Below are 20,381 nucleotides of genomic sequence, written 5' to 3'. Positions count from 1 at the left end.
TCTGTAACTGAAACAGTAGAAATGTGAAAAGAAATAAAGTTATTGAAAATTTAGATGAAATCGAAATTGTTGGTTTTAGAGTTGTTCATGGTGGTGAATATTTTGTTGATACAACAGAATTAAAAGCAAAAGAAATTCAAGTTATTGATGAATTATCTAAATTTGCACCATTACATAATCCAGGAGCTTTATTAGCGATAAAAGCAATAAAAAAAGTTATCCCAAATGCAAAACTAAGCGCAACTTTTGATACAGCTTTCCATACTACAATTCCAAATGTAAATTCTATTTATCCGATTAACAGAGAATTAAGCCAAAAATATGGAATTAAAAAATATGGTTTTCATGGAACTAGCCATAAATTTATTACTCAAAAACTTGCAGAAATTTTAAACAAAAAAACAGTTAGTTTAGTTAATATGCATATAGGAAGTGGAGCTTCACTCTGTGCTATTAAAGATTCTAAATCAATTGATACATCAATGGGGATGACACCATTAGCAGGAATTATGATGGGGACAAGAAGTGGAGATATTGATCCTTCTATTCATGAATATGTAATGGAACAAGCAAATATTTCAATTAAAGAATTCACAAATATTTTAAATAAACAATCAGGTTTATTAGGTGTTAGTGGCATTGGTTCAGATTTAAGAGATGTTATTCAAAAATATCAAGAAAATGATGCTAATGCAATTTTAGCTATTGACCTTTATACACAAAAAATTGCAGATTATTTAATTAACTACATTAATAAAATTGGTAAAAATATTGATGCATTAGTTTTTACAGCGGGTGTTGGTGAAAATTCAAGTTTTATTAGACAAATGATTTTAGAAAAAATTAACATTCTTGATATTAAAGTAGATACTAAATTAAATAATGTATCACCAAGTGAAATTGCATCAAGTCATCTTATAACAACAAGTGATTCAGCTATTCCTGTTTATGTTATTAGAACAAATGAAGAATTAATGATTGCACAAGATGCAAAAAAATTATTTAACTAAAAAAGCACTTTATCCTGGAAGTTTTGCTCCTTTTCATGAAGGACATTTAAGCATTTTAAAAAAAAGCTTTATCTATTTTTGATTATGTTTATTTAGTTATAACTATAAATCCAGATAAAGAAATTGATTTTTCTTTTGAGAAAAGAAAAAAAATTGTAGAGCAAGCAATAGTTGGACTAAAAAATGTTGAGATTATTATAAATGATAATAATTTAACAGCTGATATTGCTAAACAACTTAATGTTAATTGATTAATTAGATCAGCAAGGAATCAAATTGATTTTGACTATGAAATCGATTTAGCATTATCTAATAAATTACAAAATAATAAATTAGAAACTATTTTATTAGTGCCAGATAGTGAAAATATTAATAAAAGTTCTACTTTAGAAAGACACAAAGCAAAGCTAAATTTAAAATAACGTAATTTAATTATTTTGTTTAAACATAAAAAATAACTTGATTTAGTCATAAATCAAGTTTTTTGTTACTTTTTTTAATATTGCAAGAAAAAATAAAATATTTTGTTTAATTTTGTAAATTAAATTGCCTATTTTTGTAATTAACTTTAAAAGATAAAAAATTTTGCTATAATGATTTAATGCAAAATTAGTAATTGTTGAGTCACCAAATAAAATTAAAACTATTAAAAAATATTTAGGAAATGACTATGAAGTTATGGCTTCAGTAGGTCATGTTTTAGAACTCAAAACAGCTGGTAATTTGGATTTGGAGTTAATTTAGATACTTGAGAACCTATATATGAAGAAAACAAGATAAGAAAAAGGTTATTAAAGATCTAAAAGCAGCATCTAAGAAATTTGATGAAATTTTGATTGCAACCGACCCTGATCGTGAGGGTGAAGCAATTGCCGCAAATTTGGTTAATTTATTAGAAATCCAAAATAAATATAAAAGAATTAAATACAATGAAATTACAGAAACAGCTATTAAAAATGCTATTGAAAACCCACTTTTAATTAATCAAAATTTAGTTAATGCTCAAAAAACTAGAAGAATCTTAGACCGTATTATTGGTTTTAGACTTTCAAGAATAGTAGACTTAAAAATTTCACAACCACCAATTACACCAACAGCTGGTAGAGTGCAATCTGTTGCACTTAAATTGATAATTGACAAGGAGAAAGAGCGTAAAAGTTTTGTTCCAATTCAATATTCAACCATTAAAGCATTACAAAGTGATGAAATAGAATTTGAATATTTTAATAATATAAAACCATATCAAAATAATTCTTTATGAATTGAACCAAAAGAAGCAGAAGCAATCATAAAAGAATTAAAAGGTGATTTAGTAGTAAAAAATATAAAAGTTTCAGAAAAAAAAGAAGCTAAAGTCACACCTTTCAAACAATCAGTTTTATATAAAAGAGCAGGGATTTCATCTGGAGCTGTCCAAGCTAGTTTACAAAGTTTATATGAAGGTTATGGTTCTGGTGGACTTATTTCATATCCTAGAACTGATTCAACAAGATTAAGCAAAACATTTTTAGAGCATGCACAACAATTTATTGTTAAAAATTTTGGTCAAGAGTATGTAGCGAAAGATATAAAAGGTTTTGCAGGTGATCAAGATGCCCATGAAGCTATTAGACCAACAGATTTAAATTTAACTCCTGATAAAGCAAAAGAAATGTTTGAATTAAAAGAAATAGATTATAAAATTTATTCATTAATTTATCAAAATTCTTTACAAGCTACTATGAATGTTCCAATTAGAAAAACAGTCAGATACGAATTAGAAAACAATAATCATAGTTTTAAAGCAACAGAATCAGATATTATTTTTGATGGTTATTATAAAATAATGCCAGACAAATTAAATAAAGAAAAAAAACTTAATTTAAAACTTAATGATGTTGTCCCAATCAAAGAATATAAATTAATTAATTCAGAAACTCAACCACCAAGTAGATATAGTGAAGGTAGTTTAATTGAAGCAATGGATGAAATTAAAGTAGGTAGACCATCAACATTTGCCACAATCATTAAAACATTAAAAGAAAGATTATATGTTGAAAACGGAGAGAAAACATTAATACCTTCCGATTTTGGATCAATTGTATTAGAGAAACTATTTGAAATAAGTCCTGAAATAATTAATGAAAAATATACATCTTCAATTGAAGAAAAATTAGATTTAATTGCTGAAGGCACAGAAGATTACAAAAAAGTTTTAGATATTTTTTGAGAAGACTTTCAAAAAAATGTTGAAACAACAACAGAAAATATAACTAGAACAAGTGCTATTCAAAAAGTTGATGAAATGTGTCCAGAAGATAATGTTGATTTAATTTTCCGCTTCAACAAAGCAACAAGACAAAAATTTATTGGATGTTCTAATTTTCCAAAATGTAAATTCGTAAAATCACTCCCTAATTCTAGTCAAAGCTACAAGAAAAAATATGTTAATTGATCAAAAAAGAAACAATAAAAACCTAAAAAATAACAACAAAGCTAAAATTTTGCTTGTTGTTATTTTTATATATTAAATACTATAATAATTTTTTAAAAATAAAAATGAAATTTATCATTTAAAAACAAGTTTTTTTAAAAAAATAAAAATTTAATTAAAAAGATTTTTATATTTTAATGGTTCAATAATGCTTATTAATAAATTTTGCGTTTCTAAAGGTGGAATATTAATGTTAAATTTCTTTACTAAACTTAAATTTAAATTTTTTTGTGTAGTTCCTGAAGAAAATTTTAAAAAATTATTTTTATTTTTTATTAAATAAAAATATAAATATTTTTGAATTACAATATGTGGGTTTGGAATGATTTTGCAAAAAGACTGATTAATATATAAATCATTATTTTCAAAGTTAATTGCAACAATTCCAGGTGTAGCGTACATAGAATAAACCATTTCATTTTTATTCAATTTTATTAATTTGTGTTTTAAAGGATCAAAATTATATTTTCCAATTTCACCTTGAATTTGATTACTTTTTAAATTTTTAACTAAAAGTCAATTGACTCCACCATATTCACTTTTAAAAGCTTCAATATTTTTTACTCCATTAGGTCCTCTACCAGAAATTACATTAGAAATTTCCCCAAGTTTATAAAATTTGCCCAAACTAGTTAATAATTTATTAGAATAAAAATCTTGTTGCTTTTTGAATAAGTTTATTTGATCTTTAATAAGGTTTAATTGTTTTTCTAATGGTTCAATAATATCTATTATTGAACCGCATGAAGAATTATTTTTGAGGCATAATCATTTGGTAAGAATTGATACTATTGAAAATGCTGAAAAAGATATAAAAACATTAATATCTATTATTGAATTTTGTATTTCTAATGGAGGAATATTAATTTCTAAAGTTCGCAATGTATACTCTCTAACTGCAGGTCTAGATGATCCAACAATTGATTGTTTTTTTATTTTGTTTTCACTTTTTTTCAATAAATAAAATAAATATTTTTCATTAAAAAGTTGTTTTATTTTAGGAATTAAAATAAAACAAACATTTGTGATAGAAAATTTATTTTTTTGTAAAAAAACTGTTCCTGCATATGCTCCATCAGCGCTAATAGTTATATATTCTCCATCATACATATATGAATTTATATATCCAAAGACACCATTATTTTTGGTGTTAGAAGATATAACTGGATAATCTCCAGGATTATTTTTTAAATCATTTGAATTTATTATATTCCCTCTTTTTATTTTGACTATATCCCCAAGTTTATAAATTGCCATTAATGATTTATTTATTATATAAAAACATTGAATTATAGTACAATTTACATGATAATATTTGATATAACGTTGTATATTATTTTATTTTTTTTTAAATAAAAAAATTTTTTTAAAAAAAATAATAATTTTTTAAAACAAATGAAAGGATTTAGTTTTTTAATGGCAATTTATGAATTGAACAAAATTGTTAAATTTTTAAAAGGTAAAAATATAAAACAAAATGAAACACTAGAAAATGGTGAATTTAATGTTTATTCATCCAAAACTAAAGATAATGGAATTTTTGGTAAACTTAATACTTTTATTTTTGATGGTGAGTATATATTAATTACAAGTCATGGTGCATATGCTGGAACAGTTATTTATGTAAATGAAAAATTCTCTACTACAAGTAACTGTTTTGTTTTAAAGCCTGATAATAGTATTGTAAATACAAAATTTTTGTTTTATTTATTAAAAATGAATCAATTAAATTTAAACGCAATCGCCAAAGGTTCGGCTCAAGGTTTTTTAAGTAATAATGATTTGTCATATTATAGTGTAAAAATCCCACCTTTAGAAACCCAAAATTCAATAATAGATATTATTGAACCCATTGAGCAAACAAAAAATTTAATTATTCAAATTGAAAAAAAAATATTAAAAATTTACCAACAAAGAAAATTAAGTAATGTTTTGATAAAAGATATTTCATATAAAATAAATACTGGTTTTGCTTATAACAAAAAGCATATAGAAGATAATGGAAAATACAAAATTTTTAAAATATCAAATATCGGAAATTCTTTAACACAAAATCAAGAAACTAACTTTATGAAAAATAATCTATTAAATATTGGGGATATTATCACAGGGCTTTCAGGCACAATTGGTACATCAAAAGTTATAACATCAAAAAATTGAGTTTCTAATCAAAGAACATTATCATTAACTTCAGATTACCCATTAAATATTTCAGAAAGCATAAAAAAACAAAAAACAGAATTATTAAATATAGCTACTGGCGCTGCTCAAAAAAACATTACTAAAAACAATATTTTAGAATTGAAATTAATAAAAACTTATAATATTGATTTAAAGATAAATGAAATATACATAATTTTAACAAAAATTAAAAAAATATTAACTGTATTAAAAAAACAAATTTTAAAATATTATTTTTAAAATTTTGTTTTTTAATTTTTGGATTTTTTGTTCAATTTTTTTTAATTTAAAGTCAAAATAATATATTTTTTCAATTAATTGAACATGATTAAATTCGAAATTTATTAATTTATTTTTTGCTTTTGAAGCATGCATTATAGTTGTTCCTACTGAAAAATTTTTAATAATTTTTTGATTAAACTTGTTTATTAAATTTAAATATATTTCCACATCTTTTTTTGTTTTAGATTCTACTTTATATGCATATCCATTAAACCCTTCGATATTATTATTCACTATACCTGTAGTTGCATCTAAAGATATTAAAATATCACCAAAATGCACATTTTTCTTATCACATGTAAAATCATTAATTTTCCCTTGTAACGAAGATATATTAATAAAAGTATTTTTTTCACATGATGTATTTTGATTTTTACTTTTATTTTTTCCTTTAATAAAAGACACATTTTCATAAAGAAAATTATTGCGCCTTATAGAGAAATTATCAAAAAATCAAAAATAAATTTTATCAATGTTTTTTTTCATTTTTTTTATTTTATTTTCTATTAGTTCATTTGGTTCAATAATATCTATTAATGTTTTTATATCTTTTTCAGCATTTTCAATAGTATCAATTCTTACCAAATGATTATGCCTCAAAAATAATTCTTCATGCGGTTCAATAATATCTATTATTGAATTTTGGGTTTTCAAATCAGGAATAATAGCTTCTAAGTTATTAATATCTTTTGCATAAATATGTTTGATTACACTGCCATCACCTATTTGTTTTAGTCTTTTTTCTTTTGTTTTTAAAAGAAAAAATAAATATTTTTCGTTTATAATGCTTAAATCTTTTGGTTTAACTAAAAATGCGCCTGTATTAATAGAAAATGGTTTATCTTGTCAAAAAACATTTCCAATACTACCATCTTTAGAAATTGTAATTCCTTTTTCATACAAAAATGTATTTATATAACCGAAAATTCCATTATTAAATGAACTACTAGATACAACACCAAATTCACCATTATTTGCATCTACATATTTTTTTGTAAGTTTGCTATTACCTGAAATTACTTGAATTATTTCCCCAAGTTTATAAATTGCCATTAATGAATAAATAAATTTTTATTCTGACTTTTTATTTTTTTATATATTTATGCTTTTTTTATAATTTTTTCATTTAAAAAAAAGAAAGGAAATTATGAATTTTTTAAAAAATAATGAAAAAATGATCAAATTATTTTTATCTACTAAACAAAATTATAAAACACAAAAAACTTACTTTTCATTTTTAAAACGTATTATTTTACTTGAAAAGATTACTATTAAACAAATTAACAAATATATTTCTTCTCTTAATGTAAGAAATAATACAAAACTTTTATACATGAGAGTTGTTAAAAGTTTTTTAAGATGATGTAATAAAAATCAAAAGCAAAGCTTTAATGTTGAATTATTAAATACATACAATAATGATTCTAGAGAAAAAAGAATTTTCACTACAACAGAAATTGAAATTTTAACTAAAGAATTAAAAATATTTAATGATAAAGTTTTAGAATTCTATTTTTGAATGGTTTATGAAAATGCAGCAAGAATTAATGAAATAATTAACGCTGATTTTGAAAATTTAAACTCTGATTATTTTACTACAACTCAAGTTTTAAAAACTAAACATAAACAATCACAAAGAGTTGTAGGTATACCTGAATATTTAGTTGATATATATTTAGAAATTAATTTTAATAATCTAAAAATTAATAATTCATCACTAAATTCAAGAATGAGTAAATTTTTTAAATTTTTATCTAAAAGACATCCTAATAAATTTAAAAAACATGATATAAATTTTCAAACTTTAAGAACTAATAAAATTACTCAATGAGCTTATCTTGGCTACAATTCTACTCAAATTGCAAATATTACAGGACACATTAAAACACAAACACTTACTTTACATAAAATTTTTTAATTTAACAATTTTTATATATTTTTTGGTTTATTTAAATAAAAACATTTAATTTATTTTTTAAATTTATATTAAATCTTAAAAAAACAAAACACAGCATTTAATATTAGTGTTTTGTTTTTTTTGTTAAAAATAATCTATTTACTTAACTTCATTTTGTTTAAATATAGCTAATATTTTAATTTTTTTAATTTGTTATGTTTCATTTTTTTATATTAATTTATTACATTTAATATTTTTATTATTTAAAACAACATATTTGAAAACCTAATAAAATAAAAAAAATAAAAAGTTTGTAAAAAAACTCATAATTCATGTTATAATATTATTGCATCTAAAAATAAATGCAATTTTAAATAATTATTTAGCTATTTAATTAAACATTATATATAAGAATTTATATATTAAATTCAAAAAAAAAAAAAAAAGAGGTAAAAAATGTCCAAACAAAATATCGAAATCAATTATATTGATTCAATCAAAGAAAAATTATGAAAATCATGTGATGAAATGAGGGGGAATGTTCCTTCTGAACAATATATGCACATTATTATTGCTATTATATTTTTAAAAGCAATGTCTGATAAATATGAAAAAGCAGGAGAACAAATTAGAAAAAAATATTTGAATGATGGCGAAAGAAAATGATTATTAGCAAAAAAAGATTTAAATTTACTTAAAAGGTATGATGTTCAATTTATTGTGCCAGAAAGTGCCAGTTGATCAAATATTCAAAAATATATAAGTAAAGAAGAAATTGGAATAAAAATCGATGAGGCTTTATTAGCGCTAGAAGAACAAAACAATTCATTAAAAGGTCTATTTGAAAAAAATTTTAGTCGTGAAGATTTAGATAAACAAAGATTAAGTAAAGTAATTAAACAGTTTTCTGACATTAATTTTTCTGAACTTAAAGAAGATTTTATAGGTAGACTATATGAATATTTTTTAGGAAACTTTTTTAGAAAACAAGGTCAAAATGGTGGAGAATTTTACACACCACAATCCATTGTGGAACTTATGGTTGCTCTTTTAGCTCCAGACAGCGATAGTAAAATTTATGATCCAGCTTGTGGAACAGGTGGAATGTTTGTTCAAGCTAAAAAATATTTAGAAAAACATAAAAAAGATATAACTCAAATGAGAGTATATGGTCAAGAATTTTCATCTACAACATGAAAATTAGCAAAAATTAACTTAATTTTAAATGGTTTTGATCCTGATGATACACATCTTGGTTCAAAAGCAGAAAGCACTTTCAAAGAAGACTTAAGTGGTTTTGAACAATTTGATATTGTATTAGCAAATCCACCATTTAATCTTAAAATATGAGAAAATGAAAATGCTTCAGATGATCCAAGATACAAATGAGGACTACCACCTACAAAAAATGCTAATTATGCTTGATTATCCCATATTTTATATAAATTAAATGAAAATGGTAGAGCAGCTGTTATTCTTGCTAATGGTGCACTTTCTTCTTCACAAAAAGAAGAGCTAAGCATTAGAAAAAAAATGCTTGAAGAAAATAAAATAGAAGCAATAATTTCTTTACCAGATAAATTATTTTACACAACTGGCATTCCTGCCACAATCTGAATTTTTAATAATAACAAATTGAATGACGATGTTATTTTTATTAATGCTGAAAATTTAGGAGAATTAGCTACTAAAAAACTTAGAGTGTTTAACACAGAAAATATTAATGAAATAGTTTCTGCTTATAATGATGCTAAGTTAAATAAAGATTTTAGTATCAAAGGTTTTGCAAAAAGAGTTTCATTAAATGAAATTAAAGAAAATGATTATTCACTTGTACCTGGAAGATACATTGATTTACTAGAAGAAGAAGTGGATAAAGAACAACTAAAAGCAGAGATTCTAGAAATTCAAAATGAACTCAAAATTTTATTTAAAGAATTCACTGATTTAATTCCTGATGTTGAAAAATCTATTGAACAAGCTATTAAATTTGCTGATGAGCAAGAAAAAGAAAAATAGAATCAATTCATTATTATTTATTTAATTAGCAACAGTCTTTCCATAAAACAAAAGCAAAAAAATATTTTATAACTACAAAAATTAAAATCAATAAGGAAAAGTAATATGAAACAAATTCAAAATACTAATATTTTCAAATTAGAAGAAATAGCTAAATTTTATCTTGGTAAAATTTTAAAAAAACCAACAGAAAGCAAAGGCGAATACCCTCTAATTTCATCTACTTCCAAAAATGATGGGATTATTGGAAAAGTTGAGACATTTAATTTTCAAAATTGTATTACATTGCCAAGATTAGGGATTGAAGATAATATTTTTATAACATTAAGGAAATATAAATTTAGTGCTACATCACACTTAATTATTGTAAAACCAAATAAAAATATTGTAATTTTAGATTTTTTATATTTACTATTAAAATCACTAAATGCTAAAATTAGTCAATATGCAATTGAGGGAGATTTAATCAAACGTTTAAGTTTGAAAAAATTAAAAAGCTTAAAGTTAAGTATTCCTGAATTAAGTATTCAAAAAGAAATTGTTCAAAATTGAAAAAAAACAAACGAAAGTCTTGTATTTTTTGAAAAATTTTTTGAAAATCCTATATTTCAAATTAATAATTTATTAGTTAAAACACTTAATTATGTTATGAATAAAAGTAATAAACAAAATTATTTATTATCTGATTTATTAGATAAACAAAAACCATATAAAATGGGTAAAATTAACTTTGAGTCAGATGATAAAAAAAATAATTTATATATTTTAACTTACAAGAGTTTCAAAAATAATAATTTAAATGACAAAATGACATTTTATGATGAAAAATTAGAAAGTTTTTTTGCTAACAAAAATGATGTTTTCTTTACTAGATTCCCAGAACCTAGTTTTGGAATTCAAAATATTTATGAAGAAAACTCAGCTGTTTTTGATAGCTCATTAGTAAAATTAAATATTGATGAAACTAAAATTCAAAAAGACTTTTTTAAATATTTTAATTATTCAAATTTTTGATTAAATTGAAAACAAAAAAATAAAACATCAACATTATTGGGCGGAATAAATTTTTTAACAATTTTAAATTTAACACTTTCACTTCCAACATTAGCAAATCAACAAAAAATGATATTAATTATAAATAAACTTGAAAAATTAATAAAAATATTAACAAATATACAAAATAAAATACAGAAAATAATTTTGATTAATAATCAAATTATATTTAAAAAAATTAAAGAAAGGAGTTCATAAATGGCAATTTATAAACTTGGGGATATAGTAAAGATTAAAAGGGGTGATCCAAAACTAGCAGGAAAACATTTAAAAAAAATACAAGGAAAATATCCATTAATCGCTGGAACTGGACAAAATAATGGAATAATATCATATATTAATCATTGAAAATTTAAAAAAGGAATAACTATTTCACGTGTAGGAACAGCTGGTAAAGTTTTTTATCATAATTATAAATTTAATATTAATTCTGTAGCTTATTTTTTAGATATTATTTCTAAACAAAATATTAATGAAAAATATTTATTTTTTCTTTTAAAAACAAAAGAACAATTAATTATTTCAAAACTTTCAGGTTCTGCACAGAGGCATTTAAAAAGTTCTGTTTTATTAAATATTTCTATAAACATCCCACCTCTCAATACCCAAAATTCAATAATAGATATTATTGAACCGCATGAAGAATTATTTTTGAGGCATAATCATTTGGTAAGAATTGATACTATTGAAAATGCTGAAAAAGATATAAAAACATTAATAGATATTATTGAACCTATTGAACAGTTAAAAAATACAATAAATAAAATTAAATTAATATTAAAAAAACATTTAATTTTAATTTATAAACTAAATCAATCTTCAAAAGAACCTATAAAAAATCAAATAATTATAAAAAATAAAAAATATAAAAATGAAAAATTTTATTGCCCAACTTCACTTGTTAGTGAACTTAGTTTAAATAAAGAAAATTTAATTTTATTAGACCAAACCAAAAAACCATCAAGAGCAGATTTAACAATAGAAGATAATTCATTTATTTTTTCAAAAATAATTGGTGAAAACAAATTGATGATTTTTTCAAAAGCTCCTAATATAGTTTTTTCTACTGGTTTTTTTAATATAAAAAGTAAAAATGAAACAAATGATCATTTATTATCTTTTTTATTGTCTAACGATTTTATATATCAAAAAAATCAATTACAAACTGGTACATTAATGCAATCTCTAAATAAAGAAAACCTTAATAAAATTTTTATTAAAAAAGATATTTTATATAGTAATAATCTTTTTAGTCAATTATCAAATTTAATAAATTTAGAAAAAAATATAAATTCTATATTAAAAAAAATATTAAAAATTTTCATCTAAAAAACACCTATTTTTATTTAAATAAATGTTTTTCATTATTTTACTAATAGCTTAATTTTTAAATTTAATATTTTATTAATTTTATTTTTAATAAGTATTAAGGTGTTTAGCAATATATAAATTTTTTCTAATTCATTTTCTAAAGAAACATCTAGAATTTTAATGTTTTTTATTTGATTTAATTTTAAATATTTAATTACTGATCCATTAGATTGATTTCTTAATTGTTGAATAAAATTTTGTATTGTTCAAAAAGTAGTAAAAAATAATTTTTTAGGTTTTATTGCATAATTTCTTTGATACAAATCGAAAATACCATTATATCATCAGCAATAAAAATTACCATTACCTGATAATATTATATATTTACCATTGTAATTGCTTTTAAATGACTTGCTTATGTGTTCTGAACATGAATAAAAATTGTAAATACCATTTTCTTCATCTATAACATCATTATTTCATTTACCAGTTGAAATTTCGTAAATATTATCAATATAAAAATTATTTTTTAAAATTTTGAAAATTTTATTTGTAAATTTGTTAATGTTTGTTTCTAGATTTTTAAAATTATTTAAAACTTTTTCTAATGGTTCAATAATAGATATTATTGAACCATTAGAAAAACAATTAAACCTTATTAAAAATCAAATAAATTTATTCAAAAAGCAACAAAACCTTTATTCAAAGAAATTATTAAGTAACTTTGAAGGAATTTATAAATTAAGTAAACTTGTTGAGTTTTTAAAAGGAAAAAATATCAAGCAAAGTGAAACGTTAAAAGATGGTAAATTCAATGTTTATTCATCCAAAACTAAAGATAATGGAATTTTTGGTAAACTCAATACTTTTATTTTTGATGGTGAGTATATATTAATTACAAGTCATGGTGCATATGCTGGAACGGTTATTTATGTAAATGAAAAATTCTCTACTACAAGTAACTGTTTTGTTTTAAAGCCTGATAATAGTATTGTAAATACAAAATTTTTGTTTTATTTATTAAAAATGAAGCAACCTGATTTAAATACAATTGCCAAAGGTTCGGCTCAAGGTTTTTTAAGCAATAATGATTTGTCATATTTTGACATCAACATCCCATCACTAGAAACACAAAATTTATTAATAAGCATTATTGAACCATTGTATAAAAAAATTGAGTTGTTAGAACAGAAAGAAAAAATACTAATTAAAAGATTTAATTACTACAAAAATATTTTAATTAAAGGATAAAACAAATGAAGCAAAATGAAAAATGATATGAAAATGATTTTGTAAAAAAATTAGTTGAAAAACAAGAATATATAAAACTTCAAGGTATAAAAGATACTGAAGGTTTACTCAAAATAATTTTTATTGAAATTGAAAGATTAAACTCAATTAAATTAAAAGAAGAAAATAAACAAAAGCTTAAAGAGTTATTTACTTTAACTAAAACTGAAAAAATTCAATTTGCTCAATGAATTTGAAATTTCGATACCATAACTATCCCAAAAGAAAATAGTTCAAGAGAACAAAGACTTAAATTAATTGATTGGGAAAATTGAGAAAATAATAATTTTTATGTTTTACAACAATTTAGCACAAAAAATAAAGAAACAAATAAAACTAATATATTTGATAGTTTAATTTTAATCAATGGTTTTCCATTAATTTTCTTTGAATTTAAAGATAAAAATGTAAAAATAAAAAAAGCTATTTCTGATATTAAAAATGACTATAAAAATGTTTTAAATAGTGATGTTTTAAGGTTTGTTCAAATACTTGTGGCATCAAATTTTGAAAAAATTAAATTAATGTCTAACAATGATAAAGAAGAAAAAAAGTTGAATTTAACTGATATTCAGATAATGGAAAAAATATTGATAATTTTATTCAAGATTTTTTAAACAAAAACAAATTAAAATATTATTTAAAAAATTGTGTTGTTTTTCAAAAAGCTAAAAATAAACTTTTGCTTTTAAGACCTTATCAACAAAGAGCAATGCAAAAAACAATTAATTTTGTTAATAATCAATTAAAAAATAAATTAAATGCTAATATTAATATAAATAATGGTTATATTTGACATACAACAGGTAGTGGAAAAACAATAACATCATATAAAATTGCTGAAATATTATCTCAAAATCCTAACATTGATCATGTAATTTTCTTAGTTGATAGACAGGATCTTAATACTCAAACAACAAAAGAGTTTCGAAGTTTTATTTCTTGAAATGAAAATGAACTTTTTGAGGCTCTATATCAAGACAATTCCTCAAAATTATTAGAACTTTTAATTAAAAAAAGGGAAAAATTAATAATTACAACTATTCAAAAAATGAATAAAATTTTAACTAATAATTTAAATTTAATTCAAGAAATAACAAATAAAACCTTTGTTTTTATAATAGATGAATGTCATCGCTCAGTAGCCGGAACAATGGGAAGTAGAATAAAAAATAATTTAAAAAATAGTATTATGATAGGATTCTCTGGAACACCAATTTTGAAAATGATAGTGATAAAAAAACTTCAGACATTTTTGGTAACAAATTAGATGTTTATAATATGCGTGATGCTATAAAAGATAAAAATGTTTTAGGTTTTAGTCTCAGAAATTATTATACAAATGATAAAGATTCTGTTAATTATTCAGAAAACGAAATTTTAGATTTCCAAACAATCATTTAAAAAAGCTAACTGAAATTTTAAAAATAGTTAAAAAATCACATTACAATTTTACACAAAATGGTCATTATAATGCAATTTTTGCTTTTGACACAATCAAAGATATGCTAAGTTTTTATGAATTATATTTAAGTTCAGAAATAAATAATATTTTCATGTCTCCAATATTTTCATTCAATTTAAAAGAGCAAGATAATATCGAAAATAATGAAAAAGATAAAAAATAGAAGATTTTAAAAAAAATATAGTGGAAAATTACAACAAAAGATTTAAAACATCATTTGATGAAATAAATTTTGATAAATATATTAATGATGTTCAATATCGTTTTAAAAATTACAAACCCAATGAAGATGGCATTGATATTGTTTTGGTTGTAGATATGCTTTTAACGGGCTATGATTCACCTAATACTAATACCCTTTATATAAATAAGCAATTATCTAATCACAATTTAATTCAAGCTTTTTCAAGAACTAATAGAATTTATGAAGAAAATAAACCTTATGGTCTAATAATTAATTTTTCTGTTTCACAAAATACAATTGATGATGCTTTTATGACTTATGCAGAAAGTACTAAAGATGATCTTGTTGACATTGTGTATGGTGAAACATATGAAAAAGTGTATAAATATTTTGTTGATGTTTGACAAAAGCTTAAAACTAGTGTGACAAAAGTTTATGATTTTGAAAATCAAAATGTTTTTCTAATGCTTCAACAAGTGATTTAAATCAATATTTGAAAGAAGTTGTTGAAACTAACAAAACTTATTCTAAACTTAAAACTTATCCTGAATATGATGAAAATAATAAAATCGAAGGTTTTACAATTGAAGAATTAAAAGAATATTTAAATATTGTTAAAAAGGTTAAAGACACTTTTAATGAAAGAGGAGAAAAACCAGAAGAACCTATTGATGATGTTACAATTTATATTCCTGAAGAAGCAAAATATCATGAAGTTATTATTGATGAAAAATATTTAGATAATTTAATTTGTTTTAACACAGATTGCACTAAAAAATCATTTATTAATTTTGATGTCAATGAAATAAATGAACAACTTGAAAAAAATCTTCAAGAATTAAATATTTATTAAAACAAGGTGATATTAGCGAAGAGACATATGATATTAGAAAAATATTTAATACCGAATGATTTCTTAATTTAAAAAATATTTATTTAATTTAAAAATAAAATGATTGATCAAGAAAAATATTAAAATTAGAAGAATTTAAAATAATATATTTCAATAGTAAGTAAAAATTTCAATTTCAATTATAAAAAAGTCATTGAAGCATATCCGGATATAAATAAAAAACTTTTAGATGAGGATTTAAAAAAAAGAGTTGATGAAAAAGATCTTGAAGATATTCATAATCATCATGAATGGAAAAATTAAGAAGAGAAACAGAAATATCACTAATCAAGATACAGAAAAATTTCTTTATGATATTCTAAAAGTATTAAAGCAATTTTAGAATTTTTAGAAATACAAAAAAATATCTTAATGCAAGGAGTTAACTAATTATGTCAAGTAATAATGAATTAAAAAGTGTTGTAGATAAAATTTGCAATACATTAAGAATAACATGGAAACCACAGAATATCGTGATTATATTATTGGTTTTTGTTTTATAAATACTTATCTGAATTATCAGAACAAAATTTGAAAAGTATAAAAAAAGACTTAAAAACATTAGTTATGAGGAGTTTGATCAAACCAATAGTCAATATAAAGCTATTGAAGAAATGATTTTAAAGATGAAGAAAGTTTTTTCATTAATTATAAATATAGTTTTCAAAATGTTGTAAAACAAGTGTACCAAGGAAAACCATTATTCCATTGTTGGAAGAAGCTTTTGAACAAATCGAAATCATGAATAATGGTTTAGATGTTGAAAATAAAGAATATTTAGCGATCTTTTAAAAGTATGATTTAACTGATAAAAATTTAGGTAATATTGAAGAGGAAAAGAAAGAACAATTCAACAATTATTAAAGAAATAAGTAGTTTAAAATGTCAATGGAAGATGTTGATCATTTTGGAACTACTTATGAGCATTTACTTTCAGAATTTGCTAGTGATTCAGGTAAAAAAGCTGGTGAATTTTATACACCATCTAGTGTAGCACAATTAATTTCTGATATAGCTTCTTATAATAGAACTAAAATTCAAAGCATATGATCCAGCATGTGGTTCAGGTTCATTATTAATTAAATTAATACGTAAGGACAATATAAAACATTTGGAAAATTATGGTCAAGAAATAAAAAATGCTACATACAATTTAGCAAGAATGAATTTTATTTAAGAGGTGTGCCATTTCGAAAATAGATATAAAAATGGTGATACATTATTAAACTATGCATATTCAGGAAGAGGGAACTTTTGATTGTGTTGTAGCTAACCCACCTTTAGTTTAAAATGAAATCCAAGCAAAGAATTAGCAAAAGATGTTAGGTTAATCCTTTTCCTTCTTTAGCACCAAAAAGGTATGCTGATTTTGCATTTTACAACATATGCTTATCATGTGGAACCTAAAAATGGTATTGTTGTTCTGTATTTTCATTAGGTGTTTTGAATCGTAACAACCCAAAGCTGAAAAAGAAATCAGAAATATATTGTAGATAAAAATTATATTGATACAATAATTTTATGCCAGAAAATCTTTTTATAACACAGTATTTCAACATGTATTTAGTAGCGAGAAAAAACAAACCATCAAATGAAAAAGGTATTTTCATGATTAATGCAACTAAAGAATTTGAAGCTTCAAAAAGACAAAATATTTAACAATGAAAATATTACTAAAATTTCAATGCTTGAAAAATAAAAAGAAATTGAAAATTTGCAAATATATACTTATGATGAAATAGTATCTAATGATTATTCTTTATCTATGGTCTTTATGACTTAGATAATTATCAAGAAGAAACAGAAATATTAACATTAAAGAAGTTGAAGCAGAACTTAAAAAAATAAATCAAGAAATAGAAGAACAAGAAAACTTTTGAAAAAAATTGGCTGAATTGAAAAAAAATTAATAATTAAATAAAAAAATTATAAAATAATGTCAAACCCAATAGTAAATTATTTAAATAATTTTGCTATTGGGTTTTTAATAAAATGAAGTTTGTTAAATTATTATTATAATTTTTAATTTTTGAAAAATATATAGTTCTAATATAATAATGAACCATTTCAATAAAATATTATTATCTTTATTTAGTTTTATGTGAAAAATAATTTTTTTATAATTTGTTTTAATTTAAACATTAGGTTTATGCTACCTACGGTAGAAAAAATTAAATATTTCTTAGTTTTTTTCTAAATTTTGTCTTATAAAAATATTAGCAGCATAATTAGGCTTATCTATGTAATTATTAGCATTGTTTATTGTAGAGTTATTTTTTTGAAATATAAAATTATTTTCTTTTCTAAATTGATTTAAAAATTTGATTGTATTGTAAATTGAATTTTTATTTTGAACTTGATTTTCAACATATTTTATATCTTCTGAAAAATTTAAGAAAATTTTATCTTTGCTTTTTTTCTCTTTAAATTCCACTTGATATTTTTTATTTTTTCATTTAAAAGGTTCACGCAACCCTGGGTCCCCAAACTTTTTATTAGCATGCATTCCTAATTCATCGCCATGATAAATTATTGGTTTAGTAGGCATAACAACAAATTAAATAAGCACTTTTATTGCATCAATTCTTGTTCAGTCAGTGGTTTATTTAAATCTTAGCTAATAGTTTAGAAATATTTATACGATATGAATTAATTCATCTATCATATCATGATTGGATAAAAAGGTATTCATTCATTAGAATTTAAATTTTAAGAATAGTTTTAAATTTCGACATCTTCATAAGTAAATCAATTATTTTTTCAATGTGTACTGTCATAAACAGCATCTAATGCTTTGTTTGCACCACTTGTTAAATATTTATCAGCTTCTTGTGGATTTTTCATCATTCACCCATCATAAAATTCTGTAGATTTTCCAATTTTTTTAATGTTTGATTGAAGCATTTCTTATTCAGAAAAATTTTGCTTCATTAAAATTATTTTAGTTTCACCATATGATGAAAATATTCTTCAAAGCATCATATCTAAAGCCATCAACCCTAATTGGTTCAATATTTTTGTATTGCTTTTAGTTCTTCTATAACTTCAAAATTATCTAAATTTAAGTCAGGCATCCTGCTCAAAATTTGAGGTATATCATTTATTTGTTGCATTTTTGTTTTTAGATTAATAAAAATTTCTCAATCTTTGTATCTGATTGTGTCATTTCTTTTTTGAATAAAAATGATAATATTTTGGTATTTTAAATCGTTTGTAATGCTTTTGAAATCACGGATGTTCAAAGAAGTATGATTAAATACCATGTCCATGTAAACTTTGATACCATTTCATGTCTGCACTTAAAAATTTAAAAATGCTTTTTACCACTAATTCTTCTGCAACTCAGTATAATCAATACATCATAACATGATATGAAGTTGAAGGATGAATTGGTGATAAGTATATTTGGTCAATATTCAAATCAATAAAATATTAATATTTTCTTTTAGTCCAATGAAATCACCTATTCCATCATTATTGCCATCAGCAAATGAGTAAACTAAAACCTGATAAATAACATTTGAAGTATTAGTTTTCTGTTTTAGTGGTGAGTTAAAACATTACATTTTTATGATCATTTTTATAAGTTAATTTATTGTTGTTTAAATAAATTTATTTTCTTGTCATTGAGCATTTTTTTTACATGAAACAAAGAAAAAGCATAGTAAAAATAGTAAAATAAAATTAGATATAACAATAACTGCTTTTTTAATTTTTAGTAATTTTAATTTTCAATTCTTCATTTTTTAATTTTAAAAAAAATATAGCAAGTTATAAAGAAAAACTTGATATATTAATTAAACCTTTGTATTTTAAATTTAAAGCAATTCAGCTGCATCATATCTATTATTATTGAAACATCATCGTGATTTTGTAAAAACTTGCTGGTACATCAGAAGTTATTTTGCCATTTATAGTTTCATAAATAGCTTTTGCTTGCAGAGCCATTAGCTAAAAGGATTATTTTTTAGCTTCTAGAATTGTCCCTATTCCCATTGAAATAGCGGTTTAGGAACATCATTTTCATTTTCAAATAAATTTTTTTGATGGATAGTGCTATCTGTAAGTTTACTTCTCTTGTTCTATCATCGATTAATGAACCAGGCTCATTAAAAGCAATATGACCATTTGTCCCTATGCCAAGAATCATTAAATCAATCCCACCTTTGTCTTTAATCAATCTTTCATAGTTTTTTGCATTTTTAGTTATGTCACCTAAACCATTTGGTAGATGAATATTTCTTTTTTTACATCAACATGATTAAATAAATTTTCAAACATAAAATAATGATATGAACATTTATTTTTTTCAATTCCTACATAT

Annotated in this window: 23 protein-coding genes and 3 pseudogenes; 19 read left to right on the top strand and 7 right to left on the bottom strand. The window is 22.1% G+C overall.

Annotation, left to right across the window (positions count from 1 at the left end; translation table 4 throughout):
* Window positions 1–23 precede the first annotated feature (23 nt).
* From EXC65_RS04175 to topA, 4 genes and pseudogenes are all read left to right on the top strand, one after another.
* Window positions 24–1,010: an acetate/propionate family kinase gene (locus EXC65_RS04175; RefSeq protein ID WP_232018852.1), complete on the top strand. Its 987-nt coding sequence runs from the start codon at window positions 24–26 to the stop codon at window positions 1,008–1,010.
* Window positions 988–1,432: pseudogene (gene coaD / locus EXC65_RS04635) on the top strand (pantetheine-phosphate adenylyltransferase). The gene EXC65_RS04175 and the pseudogene coaD overlap by 23 nt, the downstream one beginning before the upstream one ends.
* Before the next feature lie 187 nt (window positions 1,433–1,619).
* Entirely contained in the window at window positions 1,620–1,754 is a 135-nt protein-coding gene (locus tag EXC65_RS04715; RefSeq protein ID WP_318025981.1) for a toprim domain-containing protein, read from the top strand.
* A 4-nt stretch (window positions 1,755–1,758) separates the two neighbouring features.
* Complete coding sequence (gene topA / locus EXC65_RS04165; RefSeq protein ID WP_318025980.1) at window positions 1,759–3,462, top strand: type I DNA topoisomerase; 1,704 nt, start codon at window positions 1,759–1,761, stop codon at window positions 3,460–3,462.
* A 132-nt stretch (window positions 3,463–3,594) separates the two neighbouring features.
* Here topA and EXC65_RS04160 read toward each other — a convergent pair.
* Window positions 3,595–4,089: pseudogene (locus tag EXC65_RS04160) on the bottom strand (restriction endonuclease subunit S); the annotation flags it as partial.
* Between the two features lie 171 nt (window positions 4,090–4,260).
* Window positions 4,261–4,731 (bottom strand): annotated as a pseudogene (locus tag EXC65_RS04155) (restriction endonuclease subunit S); the annotation flags it as partial.
* Between the two features lie 168 nt (window positions 4,732–4,899).
* Here EXC65_RS04155 and EXC65_RS04150 point away from each other — a divergent pair.
* A complete protein-coding gene (locus EXC65_RS04150; protein WP_165001306.1) occupies window positions 4,900–5,904 on the top strand; it encodes a restriction endonuclease subunit S in 1,005 nt (334 codons plus the stop codon).
* Here EXC65_RS04150 and EXC65_RS04145 read toward each other — a convergent pair.
* The gene (locus EXC65_RS04145) at window positions 5,887–6,999 is read right to left on the bottom strand and encodes a restriction endonuclease subunit S (RefSeq protein ID WP_129719498.1); all 1,113 of its coding nucleotides are present in this window, start codon (window positions 6,997–6,999) and stop codon (window positions 5,887–5,889) included. The two genes, EXC65_RS04150 and EXC65_RS04145, sit on opposite strands and share 18 nt — an antisense overlap.
* Window positions 7,000–7,093: 94 nt before the next feature.
* On the opposite strand from EXC65_RS04145, the gene EXC65_RS04140 reads away from it, so the two are divergent.
* The 4 genes from EXC65_RS04140 (at window position 7,094) to EXC65_RS04125 (ending at window position 12,244) form a co-directional block, all read left to right on the top strand.
* Window positions 7,094–7,864 (top strand): site-specific integrase, encoded by a 771-nt coding sequence (locus EXC65_RS04140; protein ID WP_129719501.1) that lies wholly within the window; start codon window positions 7,094–7,096, stop codon window positions 7,862–7,864.
* A 435-nt stretch (window positions 7,865–8,299) separates the two neighbouring features.
* Window positions 8,300–9,862: a type I restriction-modification system subunit M gene (locus EXC65_RS04135; RefSeq protein ID WP_129719500.1), complete on the top strand. Its 1,563-nt coding sequence runs from the start codon at window positions 8,300–8,302 to the stop codon at window positions 9,860–9,862.
* Between the two features lie 105 nt (window positions 9,863–9,967).
* Window positions 9,968–11,113, top strand: coding sequence for a restriction endonuclease subunit S (locus tag EXC65_RS04130; protein WP_129719499.1), 1,146 nt, complete (start codon window positions 9,968–9,970; stop codon window positions 11,111–11,113).
* The gene (locus EXC65_RS04125) at window positions 11,114–12,244 is read left to right on the top strand and encodes a restriction endonuclease subunit S (protein WP_129719502.1); all 1,131 of its coding nucleotides are present in this window, start codon (window positions 11,114–11,116) and stop codon (window positions 12,242–12,244) included.
* Between the two features lie 35 nt (window positions 12,245–12,279).
* Here the strand turns inward: EXC65_RS04125 and EXC65_RS04120 are convergent, their stop codons facing one another.
* A complete protein-coding gene (locus EXC65_RS04120; RefSeq protein ID WP_129719503.1) occupies window positions 12,280–12,549 on the bottom strand; it encodes a restriction endonuclease subunit S domain-containing protein in 270 nt (89 codons plus the stop codon).
* 241 nt (window positions 12,550–12,790) lie between these two features.
* On the opposite strand from EXC65_RS04120, the gene EXC65_RS04115 reads away from it, so the two are divergent.
* The 9 genes from EXC65_RS04115 to EXC65_RS04620 all read left to right on the top strand — a co-directional run bounded on the left by EXC65_RS04115 (window position 12,791) and on the right by EXC65_RS04620 (window position 17,716).
* Window positions 12,791–13,477, top strand: coding sequence for a restriction endonuclease subunit S (locus EXC65_RS04115; RefSeq protein WP_129719505.1), 687 nt, complete (start codon window positions 12,791–12,793; stop codon window positions 13,475–13,477).
* A 5-nt stretch (window positions 13,478–13,482) separates the two neighbouring features.
* A complete protein-coding gene (locus EXC65_RS04110; RefSeq protein WP_129720238.1) occupies window positions 13,483–14,133 on the top strand; it encodes a type I restriction endonuclease in 651 nt (216 codons plus the stop codon).
* Between the two features lie 65 nt (window positions 14,134–14,198).
* Window positions 14,199–14,786 carry a DEAD/DEAH box helicase family protein gene (locus EXC65_RS04105; protein ID WP_165001358.1) on the top strand — a complete coding sequence of 196 codons (588 nt, stop codon included), beginning with the start codon at window positions 14,199–14,201 and terminating at the stop codon, window positions 14,784–14,786.
* Window positions 14,787–14,797: 11 nt separating this feature from the next.
* Window positions 14,798–14,920: a hypothetical protein gene (locus tag EXC65_RS04685; RefSeq protein ID WP_276310800.1), complete on the top strand. Its 123-nt coding sequence runs from the start codon at window positions 14,798–14,800 to the stop codon at window positions 14,918–14,920.
* 220 nt (window positions 14,921–15,140) lie between these two features.
* Complete coding sequence (locus tag EXC65_RS04100) at window positions 15,141–15,650, top strand: type I restriction enzyme subunit R domain-containing protein (RefSeq protein WP_408631346.1); 510 nt, start codon at window positions 15,141–15,143, stop codon at window positions 15,648–15,650.
* A gap of 8 nt (window positions 15,651–15,658) precedes the next feature.
* Window positions 15,659–16,018 (top strand): hypothetical protein, encoded by a 360-nt coding sequence (locus tag EXC65_RS04095; protein WP_129720235.1) that lies wholly within the window; start codon window positions 15,659–15,661, stop codon window positions 16,016–16,018.
* A 921-nt stretch (window positions 16,019–16,939) separates the two neighbouring features.
* On the top strand, window positions 16,940–17,140 hold the full coding sequence (locus tag EXC65_RS04625) for an N-6 DNA methylase (RefSeq protein WP_129720234.1): 201 nt from the start codon (window positions 16,940–16,942) through the stop codon (window positions 17,138–17,140).
* Window positions 17,079–17,234, top strand: coding sequence for an N-6 DNA methylase (locus tag EXC65_RS04710; RefSeq protein ID WP_129720244.1), 156 nt, complete (start codon window positions 17,079–17,081; stop codon window positions 17,232–17,234). The genes EXC65_RS04625 and EXC65_RS04710 overlap by 62 nt, the downstream gene beginning before the upstream one ends.
* A 380-nt stretch (window positions 17,235–17,614) precedes the next feature.
* Complete coding sequence (locus tag EXC65_RS04620; RefSeq protein ID WP_232018851.1) at window positions 17,615–17,716, top strand: SAM-dependent methyltransferase; 102 nt, start codon at window positions 17,615–17,617, stop codon at window positions 17,714–17,716.
* 523 nt (window positions 17,717–18,239) lie between these two features.
* Here EXC65_RS04620 and EXC65_RS04080 read toward each other — a convergent pair.
* From EXC65_RS04080 to EXC65_RS04070, 3 genes are all read right to left on the bottom strand, one after another.
* Window positions 18,240–18,605: an alpha-amylase family glycosyl hydrolase gene (locus EXC65_RS04080; RefSeq protein WP_129720233.1), complete on the bottom strand. Its 366-nt coding sequence runs from the start codon at window positions 18,603–18,605 to the stop codon at window positions 18,240–18,242.
* 173 nt (window positions 18,606–18,778) lie between these two features.
* The gene (locus EXC65_RS04075) at window positions 18,779–18,961 is read right to left on the bottom strand and encodes a hypothetical protein (protein ID WP_129720232.1); all 183 of its coding nucleotides are present in this window, start codon (window positions 18,959–18,961) and stop codon (window positions 18,779–18,781) included.
* Between the two features lie 95 nt (window positions 18,962–19,056).
* The gene (locus EXC65_RS04070; RefSeq protein WP_129720231.1) at window positions 19,057–19,356 is read right to left on the bottom strand and encodes an alpha-amylase family glycosyl hydrolase; all 300 of its coding nucleotides are present in this window, start codon (window positions 19,354–19,356) and stop codon (window positions 19,057–19,059) included.
* A 747-nt stretch (window positions 19,357–20,103) separates the two neighbouring features.
* Here EXC65_RS04070 and EXC65_RS04490 point away from each other — a divergent pair.
* Window positions 20,104–20,247 (top strand): hypothetical protein, encoded by a 144-nt coding sequence (locus tag EXC65_RS04490; RefSeq protein ID WP_165001357.1) that lies wholly within the window; start codon window positions 20,104–20,106, stop codon window positions 20,245–20,247.
* Window positions 20,248–20,381 lie beyond the last annotated feature (134 nt).

This window comes from Mesomycoplasma neurolyticum (genome assembly GCF_900660485.1).
Classification (GTDB): Bacteria; Bacillota_I; Bacilli_A; order Mycoplasmatales; family Metamycoplasmataceae; genus Mesomycoplasma_A; species Mesomycoplasma_A neurolyticum.
The sequence above is the reverse complement of the archived record's forward strand: the minus strand, read 5'-3'. Positions and strand labels throughout refer to the sequence as shown.